Genomic DNA, 14,799 nt, shown 5'->3' on the forward strand with positions numbered 1-14,799 from the left:
CGCGGCAATCGCATATCGGAAGCGGAGTCACCGCGGCCCATCCTTCGAGACGCCCGCTTTGGCGGGCTCCTCAGGATGAGGGCAGAGTGTGCGGCAGCAGTTTCAGCGAGGCCGATGCCGATTAGCCTCATCCTGAGGAGACCGCGGAGCGGTCGTCTCGAAGGACGAGGCGCTTGCTCAGGCCGTTCCAAGAGATCTGCGATTGCTCTCCCGCATGCGGGAAGAGGTCGCACGGAAGGCGCGGATGCACTCCAACCCTCTGCCCGCAAACGGAGCGAGGGGGCATGCAAGCCGTTGCCGGCTGCGAGCCCTGCCATGGACCAACGTCCTCCCTGGACTCGCGATCATCTCGGGATCGCGTTGCCCGCATCCTAGCCAGGCGGCGAGGGCGACGTTTGATCGTGAGTATCTTTTCGTGGCCCGCGGTCAGGCCCGCAAAACCTTGGCTGCGCGACGATAATCGGTCGGGGCCATCCCGACATTGGCGGCGAAGAAGCGGGTGAAACCGCTTTGCGAGGAGAAGCCGAGATCGAAGCCGATGTCGGCGATCGGCGTTTCGCTGGCCACCAGCGCTTCGAGCGCCTGTTCCATGATCAGCGTATTGAGATAGAGGTTCGGCGTGAGGCCGGTCTGCACGCGGAACAGCCGGTAGAAATGCGGCCGAGACAGGCCGGATTCGCGCGCGATGGTGTCGAGCTCGATCTCGGCGCCGGGGCTTTCCGACATCATCTTGATGCATTTGCGCACGCGAAAATCGGTGACGGAGCCGCTTGCGCGCGGATCGCGCGCGATCTCGGCCTGCTGCCAGCTCTCGTCGTAACAGATGTCGATCAGCCGCCTCAGCTCGGAATCGAGGCTGGAGAGCGATGGTGCGCCGCACACGAGCGCGGCGGTCCGCCTGATGTGCTTGTCGAGTGCAGGCGTGCGCCTGAACTGGGTGCGGCCGAAGCGCAATCGGTCGGAGCCGGGGGCATCGGGCGCAAACCATTCGGCATTGACGTAGAGCACGAAGAAGATCGCGCCGCCGTCGAGATCGGCCGGCAGGAAGTTGTGCGGCTCCCATGGATTGACGGCGACGACGGAGGATTCGGTGAGATCATAATGCCCGTTGGAGACATCGATGCATGCCGGCATGCCGCCGACATGGAAGATCAGATGACCTTCACGGTGGGCGTGGATATTGAAAGGGCGGTTCAATTGATAAACCGTCGCCCGGCCGAAGCGGCCGTGGAAGACGGCGAGCGCACGGCTCATGCCTTCCCCTCCCGAAAGTTCTTGTCTTTTCGGCCAGCGTTCAACAACGCCGCCGAGATTGCAAGAGCGGAGAGCGACCGCGTCAGCAAGTCGCTCTCCGCCTGCGCCGGCAAGTATGATGCGTCAGTACTTCTTACATTCCGGGACGGTGCGGCCCGGCAACCCGATCTTCGCGAACACGGCCGGATCATAGCCGAGTGTCTGGTTCACGTTCGGGATCACCTTCACGACCTTGCTGAACAGTGCGCCCTTTCCGTCATCGACGACTTCGGTGACGAAGTTGGTGCCGATCGCCTGGCGGTTGGAGTCGAGCTTGATTTTGCCGTTCGGCGCGTCGAGCTCGATCTTCGCCAGCGCTTCCTTGAACTTCGCCTGGTTGTTGGAGAGGTCGCCATTGACCTGGCGCAGCGCGAGGATCAGCGCCATGGTTGAATCATAGTAGTTGGTGGCCAGCAGCGACGGGCTGGGGAAGCGCTTGTTGGGCGGGAAGGCGTCCTGATAGGCCTTCACGAACTTCTGCCAGCCGGGATCTTCCCAGGTGTCGGCCTGGCCGCTCGCCGCAATGGTTCCGATCAGCGCGTTCTTGGCGTTGCCCTTCGACGACAGGATGGTCTGGTCGATCATGATGGAACCGCCCATCAGATGTGCCTTGCCGCCGGCCTGCTGATACTGGTTGAGGAAGTTGACGGCGTCCGCGCCGCCGAGCCCGAGATAGATGGCATCGACGTCGTCGGGCAGGGCGGCGATCACGGAGGCGAAGTCCTTCGTTCCCAGCGGCACCCATTGCCGATTGGTGACCTGTCCGCCCATTCCGCAGAATTCGAGCACCAGCCCGAACACCTGGGTGTAGATGAAGGAATAATCCTCGCCGACGGTTGCGATCTTGCGATACTTCTTTTCCTCATAGGCGTATTTGCCGAGGCCGACCTGCCACTGCGCGCCGTCCATGTTGTAGCGGAAGAAGTTCGGGGCCGGATCGACATAGGTGGTTTCCTGCGCACCCGAGGCCGCGTTGATGAAGGTCAGCTCTGGGTGGGTTTTCGCGAAGTTCTTGACCGCAATGCCCTCGTCGCCGGAAAGTGGCGACAGCAGGATCTGCACCTTGTCCTGTTCGATCAGCTTGCGCACCGCGCGCACGGCGGAGTCCGGCGTTGCGTCGGTCGAGGCCACGATGAACTCGAGCTCCTTGTCGCCGACTTTCTTGCCCAGCACGTTGAGCGCGGTCTGGTGGCCGCGCATGCCGTCCTCGCCGAGCACCGTGTAGGTGCCTTCGAGCGTTGCGGTCACACCGACCTTGATCTTTTCCTGAGCTATGGCAGCGCCTGAAAGAAATAGGCTGCTCAGCGCGAGCAGTCCCACACAGCATTTCGACATTGTGCTCCTCCCCTTTGTCGTCGATTTTGTCGCCAACCGGCGCGACGCCCGCGGCTCTCAAAGGCTCGCGGATTTGACGGGAAAGCTAGCCGAAGTTGCATGCGGTGCACGCGTGGGCGCCTCGTTCGGCTTGACGGGCAGTCTCATTTTGGATGTTGCGGCGCAAATGGTTTCGCGGTGCAACAGGTGCGGGTTCATCCCGCGAGGAATCCTCCGTCCACCGCCACCAGGTTGCCGGTCGCATGTTGCGAAGCCGGCACAGGAAGGCGACTGCCCCGGCGATGTTCTCGGGCTGTCCCCAGCACTCGGCGTGGTCGGTGCGGCTAAGGCCGGGCCGTGGAAGGCACGTGGTGACTTCGCGCGCCTACTGAGATAGTGGCTCTGCGCGGTCCATCCCGATCGCAGGATTCGCAACATGACTGACGGCTTCACCATCCGCTCGATTGAGGCGTTTTGCCATCGCTATCCGCTGGCGACGCCGGTGGTGACCTCGTTCGGCAAGATGCTCAACCGTCCCGCCGTCTTCGTTCGTGCTGTCGACGAAGACGGCGTCGAGGGGTGGGGTGAAGCCTGGTCCAATTTTCCAGCGCCCGGCGCTGAGCATCGCGCCCGGCTCGTCAACGAGGTGCTTGCGCCCGGCCTTGTCGGTCGCAAATTTGGCAGTCCTGCTCAGGCTTTCGAGACCCTGACCAAGGGCACCGAGGTGCTGGCGCTTCAATGCGGCGAACCGGGACCCTTTGCGCAGGCGATCGCGGGCATCGATCTCGCGCTGTGGGACCTCTCCGCACGCCGCCAGCATTTGCCGCTTTGGCGGCTTCTGGGCGGGCAGTCCGACACGATCAAGGTCTATGCCAGCGGCATCAATCCCGGGGGTGCGGCACAGGCAGCGGAGGCCGCGCTCGCACGCGGTCACCGTGCGCTGAAGCTGAAGGTCGGCTTCGGCACTGAGAGCGACCTTGCCAATTTGGCCGCGCTGCGCGGCCTTGTCGGCGCCCGCATGCTCGCCGCCGATGCCAATCAGGGCTGGTCAATGGCGCAGGCGCTTCAGATGCTGCCGCGGCTTGCCGAATTCGATTTGCGCTGGTTGGAGGAGCCGATCCGCGCCGATCGCCCGCGCGAGGAATGGCGCAGCCTGCAGGCCGCAGCGCAGATGCCGATTGCCGCCGGCGAAAACATTTCGAGCGTCGAAGCCTTCAAGGACGTTCTGTCCGAAGGTGTGCTTGGCGTGGTTCAGCCTGATGTTGCGAAATGGGGCGGCCTCAGCCTCTGTGCTGGGCTGGCTCGTGATATCCTGGGGGCGGGCAAGACGTTTTGCCCGCACTATCTCGGCGGGGGGCTCGGCTTGCTTGCGTCCGCGCATCTTCTCGCCGGTGTCGGAGGTGATGGCTGGCTGGAAGTCGATGCCAACGACAACCCGCTGCGCGATCTGCTTTGCGGCTCGATCATCAACGTGAGGGAGGGGACCGTTATACTGGGCGAAGAGCCCGGGCTCGGAATAGTGCCCGATCTTCCCTCTATCGAGCGCTATCGCAGCATCTGAGCGACAGGGCCTGTGTCGCCGCCTGTCAATCCCATCGCATAAAAATATTTCGCTTTACCGAAATTCGGAAATGGCGTATGTAGCGCCGATCCCGGCTCAGTCTCGAGGGGCGATCATGAGGTCGTCATTGTCGCGAGCCGGGCTTGCGGTGGACGCAGCAGCGTCGTGTACGAGATGTCAAGGGCAGGGCGGATTGCTCTCCGTGAGCCCTAAGGCTTCGTGCGGACGAGCGGCGCTGTCAGGTTCGTCTCGCCTGTAAGTTTCGCAGCTCCGTCGACAGGGCTGGGAAAACTGCGGCGAAATGGCGGGCCGTGCGTACGGCAAAACCGTGTGGTCCTGGCCGTCGTTGCTACGGTCAAGCTCTTGCGGAGGCGGCAGTCGCGTCAACCGGCGCGGGTGCCGGTGACTTTCGCAAGCGCGAGGGAGGCCAGAAGGAACTCGGCTCCCGGGAGAGCACGGCATAAGCCGTCCGACCATCGCGCAGGGAAGGCCGAGTGATTGGCACCACCTGTATGCTGCTGTGCGGTTCTTCCTGCGTGTGCTCTCGCGCAGCGGACCGCGGGTGCGAGGTCAGCGCCCGGCCTTCCCTGCGCCCTCTTGGCTTTCAGAGGGTGAAGCGATCAGGCAAAGCTCGGGCGAAATGCGCCGCGAGAATGAATATGCACGTCTGCCACCACACACGCGCGGTCATCGCCCGGCTTGACCGGGCGATCCAGTACTCCGTGATGGCAGTGACTCAATCGAGAGGCGGCGGCGTACTGGATTCCCCGCCCCAGTGCGATTGCGCACGAGGCGGGGAATGACAGTGATACTTGGAGGGCGATTTCTCTGCCACACATTCCGTCATTGCGAGCACAGCGACTTGTCCACGGAAGCCTTGGCGAAGGCGGAAGCATCCGACATCGCCCAAGCCCGGACAGAGCTAGCGGCCCGCCTTGCAGAAGTTTTCTGCGATACGCTACATGCTCGCAGCCTGCCGCCGGTGAAATGTCTTCGAAGTAGGTAGCGAGCGAGTGGCGGCACTGACCGCACAGACGCGACGAATCCGAACGGAAGCGGCCATCGTCAGATTTCGGACGACGAGGGGGCTGCTCGCGCCTCCGAACTCCTTCATTGAAAATTCAGTAAAGTAGTTTGCTAAACACGCGGCTATGGCCGACCTTCCGGCTCCCCTGTTGTTCGGATGGGCTGGATTGCTCATGTCGGGGGACATCGGCGGTCGCATTCGACAAGATTTTCCGACATTTTCGCTGCAACTGCGAACATCCCGCTTGCGCGCGAACGCCATAAGTCTTTCGCCAAGCTCGCGACAAACGGGGCTTGACGAGCTCAAAAATTTAGTAATAGGTTTAGTTCTACAAAAAACTAAACATCACGCATCGGGCCGATGTGTGGGAGGAGCCCAAGCCATTCCGGAGCCGTCTCCGGATGCGGTCCGTCTCGTCCTTCACTCATCGCTCCTCAAACTCGGTTTCAGGGTCTTGGCGTCGTTCCGGCAGGAAGCGCCGAGCGGGTTAGATGCTCCAACGAGAGAGGAAACGGATATGCGGACATTCAATTGGCTGAGAAGCTCGGCGGCAACCACGGTCCTCGGGACGGCGCTGCTGGGGATATTTGGCGGAGGCGAAGCCGCAGCTCAGGGCAAGCAGCTCACGCTGTGCTGGGCGGCATGGGATCCGGCCAACGCGCTGGTCGAGCTCGGCAAGGACTTCACCAAGCAATCCGGCATCGAGATGAAGTACGAGTTCGTCCCATGGACGAGCTATGCCGATCGCTTCCTCAACGAGCTCAACTCCCATGGCAAGCTCTGCGACCTGATCATCGGCGACAGCCAGTGGATCGGCGGGGCCGCCGAGAACAAGTGGTACGTCAAGCTCAACGATTTCTTCGACAAGGAGAAGATATCGATGGATGACTTCGTCCCGGCGACGGTCGTGGGCTATTCGCAGTGGCCGAAGAACTCGCCGAACTATTGGGCGTTGCCGGCCATGGCGGACGCGGTGGGCTGGACCTATCGCAAGGACTGGTTCTCGAGGCCTGATATTCAATCGGCGTTCAAGGCCAAGTTCGGCCGCGACCTGGCGCCGCCGAAGACGTATGATGAGTTGAAGCAGATCGCGGCGTTCTTCCAGGGCCGCGAGATCGACGGCAAGAAGGTCTATGGTGCCTACATCTTCACCGAGCGCGGCTCGGAAGGCATCACCATGGGCGTGACCAACGTGCTCTACAATTACGGCTTCAGCTACGACAACCCGAAGAAGCCGTACCAGATGCAGGGCATCGTCAATTCATCCGACGCGGCCAAGGGGCTGGAGTACTACAAGGAGCTCTACAAGTGCTGCACGGCTCCAGGCATGACCAACGCCTACATGCAGGAAGGTCTGGATGCCTTCAAGTCAGGCCAGGTGGCGATGCAGATGAACTGGTTCGCCTTCTTCCCCGGCCTGTACAAGGATCCCAATGTCGGTGGCGACAAGATCGGCTTCTTCGTCAACCCGGCCGGTCCGAACGGACGCTTCACCCAGCTTGGCGGGCAGGGGATCTCGGTGGTCGCGACCTCCGACCGCAAGGACGACGCGCTCGCCTACATCAAGTGGTTTGCGCAGCCCACCGTGCAGCAGAAATGGTGGCAGCTCGGCGGCTACTCGGCCCTGAAGGCGGTGGTCGACGCGCCCGACTTCCCGAAGAGCGCGGCATTCGCTCCGCAATTCCTGGAGTCGATGGGCATCGTCAAGGACTTCTGGGCCGAGCCATCTTACGCGCAACTGCTGCTCGACATGCAGAAGCGCGTGCACGACTACGTCGTCGCCGACAAGGGCACGGCGCAGCAGGCGCTCGATCTCCTGGTCAAGGACTGGACCAAGGTCTTCAAGGAGCAGGGCAAGCAGGTCGCCTCGCAGTAACCCGCTCGTGTCAACCGAACAGGCTTCCCCTGGGTGCGTCCCGGGGAAGCCGCCCAGCCAGCCGATGGACAAGATGACCACGATCTCTCAACCCGATAATGCCGTGATCGCCGGCATGAGCGAGTCCGCGAGGTCCCGCGCGCCGCGCCGCGTGCGCGGCCTGTCCGACCGTGCCATCGCCTGGCTGTTCGTTGCGCCGACGATCGCGCTGCTGCTCGCGATCAATATTTTTCCGCTGATCTGGATGATCCGGCTGTCCTTCACCAGCCTCAACCTCAGCATGTCCTATCTGCCGCTGCGGTTCGTCGGGCTCGACAATTTCACCGACATTCTCGGCGACGAGGACGTCTGGTTCCGGCTGCAGACCACGGCGCAATTCGTGATCTGGTCAGTGACGCTGCAGGTGATCATCGGGTTTGGCCTTGCGCTGCTGATCAACCGCCAGTTCCGCGGCCACAGCTTCTGGACCACGATCATCCTGCTGCCGATGATGCTGTCGCCCGCGGTGGTGGGCAACTTTTGGACGTTGCTGTTGCAGCCGCAGATCGGTCCGTTCAACTACCTGATCAGCCTGTTCACGGGTGTGCCGCCGAGCTCGTTCAGCATGACCGGGCAGGTCTCGCTCGCACCCTGGACCATCGTGCTGGTCGACACCTGGATGTGGGCTCCCTACGTCATGCTGATCTGCCTCGCCGGGCTTCGCTCCATTCCCGACTACATCTATGAGGCGGCCGAAGTCGATCGCGCCTCGGCCTGGCGGCAGTTCTGGTCGATCACGCTGCCGATGACGGTTCCATTCCTGATGCTCGCCGTGCTGTTCCGCGCGATCGAGAACTTCAAGATGTTCGACATGGTCAATCTCTTGACGTCCGGAGGCCCGGGCTCGACCACCGAGCTCGTGTCGATCACGCTGAAGCGCGCCGCGTTCGAGAAATGGCGCACCGGGTATTCCTCCGCGCTCGCTATCATCCTGTTCGTGACCGTGTTCGGTGCCGCCAACATCTACGTCAAAGCGCTCAACAAGGTGAAGCAACGATGACCGCTGTCCTCACCAAGTCCACCGCTCACTCCATCGTGGAGGCCTCGCCGCGCGCGAAGACCGTGGCCGGTGGCCTCGTGATCCTCTACGCCGTGATCACGATCCTGCCGCTGCTCTGGATCGTCGCCACCGCATTCAAGTCGCAGAGTGACGCCATCGCCTATCCGCCGAAGGTGATCTTCCAGCCGACCCTCGAGGGTTACGTGAACCTCTTTACTGTGCGCACCCGCCAGACGCCGGATTTCATCGCCAAGCTGCCGCCGCCGGAGACGTGGTACGACAAGCTCGTGCGCCAGCGCGACATGGTCATTGCCGGACCGTCGAAGGTCGTGCCGCGCTTCGTCAACTCGTTGATCATCGGGTTCGGCTCGACGTTCCTGGCCGTCTTCCTCGGCACGCTCGCGGCCTACGCGTTCTCGCGATTTCGCATTCCGCTGGCGGACGATCTCCTGTTCTTCATCCTATCGACGCGCATGATGCCGCCCGTTGCCGTGGCGATCCCGATCTATCTGATGTACCGGCAGCTCAACCTCACCGACACCAGGCTCGGAATGATCCTGCTCTATACCGCGGTGAACGTCTCGCTCGCGGTCTGGCTGCTCAAGGGGTTCATCGACGAGATCCCGCGCGAATACGAGGAGGCCGCCCTCGTCGACGGCTACACGCGGCTCCAGGCCCTGCGCAAGGTGGTATTGCCGCAGGCCGTCACGGGGATCGCGGCAACCGCAATCTTCTGCCTGATCTTCTCGTGGAACGAGTACGCCTTCGCTGTTCTCCTGACGAGCGGCGAGGCACAGACCATGCCGCCCTTCATTCCCTTCATCATCGGCGAGGGCGGGCAGGACTGGCCGGCGGTTGCTGCCGCGACCACACTGTTCGTCGTGCCGATCGTCCTGTTCACCGTGTTGTTGCGCAAGCACTTGTTGCGCGGCATCACCTTCGGAGCTGTACGCAAATGAGCGGTTCTGCGGGTGCCAAAAGCGGAATGTCTCGCTGGTTCCTTCGTGGGCCTTGGGAGGCCGGCGCGATGACCCTGATCGGGGGCGGCATCGTCATGCTGGTGCAGCCGTGGTCGATCGATCTGTACAGCTATTCCTTCGCGACCATCCTCGCCGGCACGGTTGGCTACGTCATCGTCAGCCATTTTCCGGAATAGGGCGGCAGCCATGGCACAAATCCGCGTCGAAAACCTGCGCAAGTCGTTCGATCAGTTCACAGCCGTTGAAGGCTCGAACTTCACCATCGACGACGGCACCTTTTTCGCGATGCTCGGGCCCTCCGGCTGCGGCAAGACAACCACGCTGCGCATGATCGCTGGCCTCGAGCTGCCGACCGAGGGCAAGATCCTGCTCGACGGCGAGGACGTGACCTTCGACCGTGCATCCGCCCGCGACATCGCATTCGTGTTCCAGCTCTTCGCGCTCTATCCGCACATGAATGTTGCCGGAAACATCGGCTTTCCCCTGAAGTGCCAGGGCATGGGCCGGGGCGAGATTCGCCAGCGCGTCGAGGAGACCGCGCGGCTGCTGCGGATCGAGCATCTCTTGTCGAGCAAGACGTCAAAGCTGTCGGGCGGCGACCGGCAGCGCGTTGCGCTCGGACGGGCAATGGTGCGGCGGCCAAAGGCCTTCCTGATGGACGAGCCGCTCGGGGCGCTTGACGCCGAGTTTCGGCATCTGATGTGCGGCGAGCTTCGCGACCTGCACGACCGCATCGGCGCGACCACCGTCTACGTGACGCACGACCAGCTCGAAGCGATGTCGATGGCGGATCAGATCGCGGTCATGAACAAGGGACGGGTAGAGCAGATCGGCTCGCCGCAAGAGGTCTATGACCGGCCCGCCAGCATGTTCGTGGCCGATTTCATCGGCTCGCCGCCGATGAATTTCCTGCAGTTTGACAGCGGCCTGCGGTCGGGGGATCGGGCTGTCGCCTTTCATAGCGTCAGCGTCGAAGTCCCGGAGATCCGCGAGGATCGTGCGAGCGCACCACTGGCGCTCGGGATACGTCCCGAGCACATCCGCTTTGCCGACGAGGCTCCCGTCCGCGGCGAGGTGTTCGGTGCCGAATATCTCGGCACCACGCAGATCGTCACCGTCGACACGCCGCACGGACGCCTCGCGGCGCGGCTGCCCTCCAGCGCGTCGGTGCGGATCGGCGAGACGGTGGGTCTTGAATTCCACTCCGAGCGGCTGGCGCTGTTCGATGTCGCCAGCGGCCTCGCCGTTCGAACCGCCAATGAGGGGAGTGTGCGCCATGGCTGACGTCGCGTTGCGCAACATTAGCAAGCGTTTCGGCGCGGTCGAGGCGGTCCGCGAGCTTTCGCTGGCGGTGAAAGATGGAGAGTTTCTGGTCCTGCTCGGGCCGAGCGGCGCGGGCAAAACCACGACGTTGCGGCTGATCACGGGGCTTGAGACCCCCGACGCCGGCTCGGTCATGATCGACGGCCGCGACGTGACGCGTGATCCGCCGGGATCACGCGATATCGCCTTCGTCTTCCAGCAATATTCGCTGTATCCGCACCTCACGGTCTATGACAATCTGGCATTTCCGTTGCGCTCTCCCGCACGGCGCGTGCCGGAGCCGATCATCCGCAAGCGCGTCGAACGGACTGCGGAGCTGTTGCACATCGCAAGCAAGCTGAACAACCGTGCAACCCGCCTGTCCGGCGGCGAAATGCAGCGGGTGGCGATCGGCCGCGCGCTGGTTCGCGATCCCTCGATCTACCTGATGGACGAGCCGCTCTCATCGCTGGATGCGAAGCTCCGTGCGGAGCTTCGTCTCGAGCTCAAGCGGATCCAGCTCGAGCTTGGCGCGACCATTCTGTACGTGACCCACGATCAGGTCGAAGCCATGACGATGGCCTCCCGGATCGGGGTGATCAGGGATGGCCAGCTTCTTCAGCTCGGCACGCCGCGGGAGATCTATGAAAGTCCCGCCAGCAGCTACGTCGCCTCGCGCCTCGGGACGCCGCAGATCAACTTCCTTCCCGCCCGGCTGTTGTCCGACGTGCCGGTGCCGCCCGGAACGGAAACTGTCGGCATCCGCACCGAGCATCTTCAGGTTGCCGCGCGCAATGGTGGGCAGATGGTCGGCCGCGTCCGTCGCGTCGAGCACCTCGGCGAGCAGAATCACGTTCACCTGGACTATAAGGGGGAGACGCTGGTGACGCTCGCGGATCCGCATCGGCCGCTACGGGCCGGTCAGGAGGTCGAACTGCACCTGGTGCATCCGCTCTGTTTCGATCGCGCAGGACAACGCATCCCTGCGATGGTTCACTAGAGGATCAACTCGATGTCGTTGCAACCCGAGACATTCAAGTCGCTGGTCAAGGTGGCCGCCGAGCAGGTCATCGCCAGCGCCCCGGAGCTCACGACGCTGGATCAGGCGATCGGCGACGGTGATCACGGAACAAACATGAAGCGCGGCTTCGAAGCCGTGCTCGGCAAGCTCGATGCCATCTCGGCGCAGCCGCTCAACGAGGCGCTGAAGATGATCGGCAAAACCCTGGTGATGACGGTCGGCGGCGCTTCCGGACCGCTCTACGGCAGTTTCTTTCTTGCCGCGGGCGAAGCACTCTCGCATGACCGGCACTTGCCGGACGATCTTGCGGACGTCTTTGGCAGCGGCGTGAATGCGGTGAGCGCGCGGGGGCGCTCGCAGGCTGGCGAGAAGACAATGCTCGACGTGCTTGTTCCCGTCCTGGAAACCTTGAGGACGGGGGCCGGCCAGCCGGATCTGATCGCTCGGGTCCGAGCCACTGCTGCCGAAGCGGTCGAGCGGACCGCACCAATGCAGGCCACCAAGGGGCGAGCGTCGTTCCTCGGACCGCGCAGCGTCGGACATGTCGATCCCGGCGCACGTTCGAGCTGCGTACTCGTGCAGGCGGTCTGCGCGAGTCTGGAGGGGCAGCCATGACCGACACTGTGGGTATCGTGATCGTCTCGCATTCGAAGGATATCGCCAAGGGCACCGCCGACATGGTGCGGCAGATGGTCGGCAGCGAGGTCAAGGTGGCCTTCTGCGGCGGCAATCCCGACGGCGGGCTCGGCACGAGCGTGTCCCTGATCATCGACGCCATCAACGATGCCTGGTCGGCGAAGGGCGTCGCGATCCTCGTCGATCTCGGCGGCGCCGAAACCAACAGCGAAATGGCGGTCGAGATGCTGGAGCCCGCACGGCGCGATCTCGTTGTCGTATGCAACGCCCCGATCGTCGAGGGGGCCGTGATGGCGGCGACCGAGGCGGCAGGCGGCAGCTCGCTGGCCCAGGTGAAGGCCGTAGCCGAGGAACTCTCTGCCGACTAACACGTCGGCGAAGCGATGATGGATGATGAGCATGCTGGACAAAGCGGACGGACATATCTTCACCGGCAATGTGCGCCTGGTCCACGCGGTGGGCATGCACGCGCGCCCGGCGGTCAAGCTGACCAAGCTCGCCAAGAAGTTTCAGGCCCAGATTTCCGTGCGGGTCGCAGGCGCGGCCGAGTGGATCAACGCCAAAAGCGTCGTCAAGATCATGGCGATGCGGGCGGCTCACGGAAGTACGATCGAGATCAAGGCGTCAGGCAGTGACGCGGAAGCAGCAGTTGCGGCGCTGGTCGATCTGATCGCAACCGATTTTCCGGATGAGGCGTCCTAGCATGCAGGGAGGCGCGACAGGGCTGGCCTTCCGCGGCAGAACCGCCTCGATCGGCTTTGCCCATGGGCCATTCGTCCGTGTCGATGCGGGCACCAGCGGCGAGCGAGTCGCCGGTTCGCTGGTCGAGGAGGCGCTGGCCCTGCGCGGCGCGATCGACGTGGCAAGCGGGCAGATCGCGGAACTTGCCGCGATCGCCGGCGGTGAGGCCGCGCAAATTCTCGAATTCCAGGTCGCGCTCCTGGAGGATGAGGATTTCATTGAAGCGATCTTCGCGTCGATCGGGGAGGGAAAGGCGGCGGACGTCGCATGGCGTTCGGCGCTCGACACGCAGATCGCGGACTACAATTCGGCGGAGGACGAATATCTGAAGGCGCGCTCGTCTGATCTTGCCGACCTGCGCGACCGCGTGATCAACGTTCTCCGGGGAGGCGAGGGCCAGACTCCAAGAATTCCGAGCGGTGCCGTCGTCTGCGCCGACGATCTGCCGCCCTCGCGATTCCTGGAGATCGACTGGTCCGGCGGCGGCGGTCTGGCGCTCTTGCGCGGCAGCCCCACAAGCCACGTCGCGATGCTGGCGCGGGCGCGGGGCATCCCCATGGTCGTGCAGCTCGGTGCGATTCCGGGCGTCGGGGCCACCGCGCTGCTCGACGGCGAAAGCGCGACGCTCGAACTCGATCCCGGCGCCGAGCAGGTTCGTGTGTTCGAGAAACGGCGCGAAAGCCATCGTAAAAGCAGGGCGTCGGCCCGTGCGATCCTCAGGCGGCCGACGGCATCGTGGCGCGGCGAGCGGATCAAGCTGTTCATCAATATCCAGCGCGTCGACGATCTCGAGCATGCGGATGCGCAATATGCCGATGGCATCGGCCTGATGCGCACCGAGTTTCTGCTGACGAGTGGCCTGCCCGACGAGGAGACGCAGTTTCAGGCTTACGACGCGGTATTGCGTTGGGCAGACCGGCGACCGGTCACCATTCGGACGTTTGACGCGGGCGGCGACAAGCCCGTGCCGGGCTTCACGATGGATGGCGAAGCCAATCCCTTCCTGGGGGTTCGCGGCTTGCGGCTTTGCCTGGCCCGGCCCGACATCTTTACCGTTCAACTTCGCGCGCTCGCGCGTGCCGCCGTGCGCGGAAACCTCAAGGTCATGTTTCCGATGGTCACGTCGGCGGACGAGCTCGAAGCAGGGCGGAAGCTGTTCGCTGAAATCGTGCAGCGCTTGCAGGCGGACGGCATTGCCGCGATGCTCCCCGAGCTGGGAATCATGGTCGAAGTCCCGGCGGCGGCCCTGGCGATTGCGAGTTTCAAGGCTTCCTTCTTCTCGATCGGCTCGAACGATCTCGCGCAATATGCCCTTGCCTGCGATCGTTCCAATGGAGCTCTCGCCCCATTGATGGATCCACTACATCCGGCCTTGCTCGAACTGATCGCACGGACCGCGGAGCACGGGCGGCGCGCCGGCATCAGCGTCAGCCTGTGTGGCGATATGGCGAGCGATCCGCGTTTCATTCCCGCATTGCTGAACTGCGGCCTGCGCGAGCTTTCCGTGAATGCGTCGGCGCTCGCGCAGATCAAGCAGACGATCGACCGGCTGAGCAGCGGAGGTGGCCTTGGCTGATACGGCGATCGATGAGCCGGCGGAAGCCGGCGCTGTTGCGGTTTACAAGCGCATCTTCAAGGAAGTGCTGGAGAGCCGCCCGTCGGGCATGCGGCTGCGTCTGGCGCATGCAATGGGCAAGAATCGCAGTTTCGTCAGCCAGATCAGCAATCCGGCATATCCGGTGCCGATTCCGGTGCAGCATCTCAATACGATCTTCGATGTCTGCCACTTCCCGCCGCAGGCGAAGACTGCCTTTCTTCGCGCCTATGCACGCGCGCATCCGCGTCGGATCGGCCGGCTGACCGAAGGATCGCACGAGAGAACCTTGACGCTGCACTTGCCGGATCTCGGCAGCGCCAAGCGGAACGCGGAGCTCGATGCGCTGCTTCAGGAATTCGCGCGGCGCCTGATTGCCATCGTGCGCGAAAAATGAGGCGTGCGACCAAAGGGA

14 protein-coding genes are annotated in these 14,799 nt (G+C 63.3%); 12 read left to right on the forward strand and 2 right to left on the reverse strand.

Annotated elements, in window-relative coordinates:
• Window positions 1–426: 426 nt before the first annotated feature.
• Window positions 427–1,254, reverse strand: coding sequence for an AraC family transcriptional regulator (locus YU9_RS0104030; protein ID WP_027571606.1), 828 nt, complete (start codon window positions 1,252–1,254; stop codon window positions 427–429).
• Window positions 1,255–1,377: 123 nt separating this feature from the next.
• Complete coding sequence (locus YU9_RS0104035; protein WP_027571607.1) at window positions 1,378–2,628, reverse strand: ABC transporter substrate-binding protein; 1,251 nt, start codon at window positions 2,626–2,628, stop codon at window positions 1,378–1,380.
• Between the two features lie 415 nt (window positions 2,629–3,043).
• Between YU9_RS0104035 and YU9_RS0104040 the strand changes: the two genes are divergently transcribed.
• The 12 genes from YU9_RS0104040 (at window position 3,044) to YU9_RS0104095 (ending at window position 14,781) form a co-directional block, all read left to right on the forward strand.
• A complete protein-coding gene (locus YU9_RS0104040) occupies window positions 3,044–4,168 on the forward strand; it encodes a mandelate racemase/muconate lactonizing enzyme family protein (protein ID WP_027571608.1) in 1,125 nt (374 codons plus the stop codon).
• Between the two features lie 1,544 nt (window positions 4,169–5,712).
• A complete protein-coding gene (locus YU9_RS0104045) occupies window positions 5,713–7,071 on the forward strand; it encodes an ABC transporter substrate-binding protein (protein ID WP_027571609.1) in 1,359 nt (452 codons plus the stop codon).
• A gap of 115 nt (window positions 7,072–7,186) precedes the next feature.
• Complete coding sequence (locus YU9_RS0104050; protein ID WP_027571610.1) at window positions 7,187–8,110, forward strand: carbohydrate ABC transporter permease; 924 nt, start codon at window positions 7,187–7,189, stop codon at window positions 8,108–8,110.
• Window positions 8,107–9,069, forward strand: a complete 963-nt coding sequence (locus YU9_RS0104055; protein ID WP_027571611.1) for a carbohydrate ABC transporter permease — start codon at window positions 8,107–8,109, stop codon at window positions 9,067–9,069. Before YU9_RS0104050 ends, YU9_RS0104055 begins: the two co-directional genes overlap by 4 nt.
• 68 nt (window positions 9,070–9,137) lie before the next feature.
• On the forward strand, window positions 9,138–9,266 hold the full coding sequence (locus YU9_RS50990; RefSeq protein WP_371259102.1) for a hypothetical protein: 129 nt from the start codon (window positions 9,138–9,140) through the stop codon (window positions 9,264–9,266).
• A 10-nt stretch (window positions 9,267–9,276) separates the two neighbouring features.
• Window positions 9,277–10,374 carry an ABC transporter ATP-binding protein gene (locus YU9_RS0104065; RefSeq protein WP_027571613.1) on the forward strand — a complete coding sequence of 366 codons (1,098 nt, stop codon included), beginning with the start codon at window positions 9,277–9,279 and terminating at the stop codon, window positions 10,372–10,374.
• Complete coding sequence (locus YU9_RS0104070; RefSeq protein WP_027571614.1) at window positions 10,367–11,392, forward strand: ABC transporter ATP-binding protein; 1,026 nt, start codon at window positions 10,367–10,369, stop codon at window positions 11,390–11,392. The genes YU9_RS0104065 and YU9_RS0104070 overlap by 8 nt, the downstream gene beginning before the upstream one ends.
• A 12-nt stretch (window positions 11,393–11,404) precedes the next feature.
• Window positions 11,405–12,028 carry a dihydroxyacetone kinase subunit DhaL gene (dhaL, locus tag YU9_RS0104075; protein WP_027571615.1) on the forward strand — a complete coding sequence of 208 codons (624 nt, stop codon included), beginning with the start codon at window positions 11,405–11,407 and terminating at the stop codon, window positions 12,026–12,028.
• Complete coding sequence (gene dhaM / locus YU9_RS0104080) at window positions 12,025–12,417, forward strand: dihydroxyacetone kinase phosphoryl donor subunit DhaM (RefSeq protein ID WP_011086355.1); 393 nt, start codon at window positions 12,025–12,027, stop codon at window positions 12,415–12,417. The genes dhaL and dhaM overlap by 4 nt, the downstream gene beginning before the upstream one ends.
• A 31-nt stretch (window positions 12,418–12,448) precedes the next feature.
• Entirely contained in the window at window positions 12,449–12,751 is a 303-nt protein-coding gene (locus YU9_RS0104085) for an HPr family phosphocarrier protein (RefSeq protein ID WP_036017039.1), read from the forward strand.
• A gap of 1 nt (window position 12,752) precedes the next feature.
• On the forward strand, window positions 12,753–14,366 hold the full coding sequence (gene ptsP, locus YU9_RS0104090; protein WP_027571617.1) for a phosphoenolpyruvate--protein phosphotransferase: 1,614 nt from the start codon (window positions 12,753–12,755) through the stop codon (window positions 14,364–14,366).
• Window positions 14,353–14,781, forward strand: a complete 429-nt coding sequence (locus YU9_RS0104095) for a hypothetical protein (RefSeq protein WP_027571618.1) — start codon at window positions 14,353–14,355, stop codon at window positions 14,779–14,781. Before ptsP ends, YU9_RS0104095 begins: the two co-directional genes overlap by 14 nt.
• Window positions 14,782–14,799 lie beyond the last annotated feature (18 nt).

Source organism: Bradyrhizobium sp. WSM1743, from assembly GCF_000473065.1.
In the GTDB taxonomy this organism is placed as follows: Bacteria; Pseudomonadota; Alphaproteobacteria; order Rhizobiales; family Xanthobacteraceae; genus Bradyrhizobium.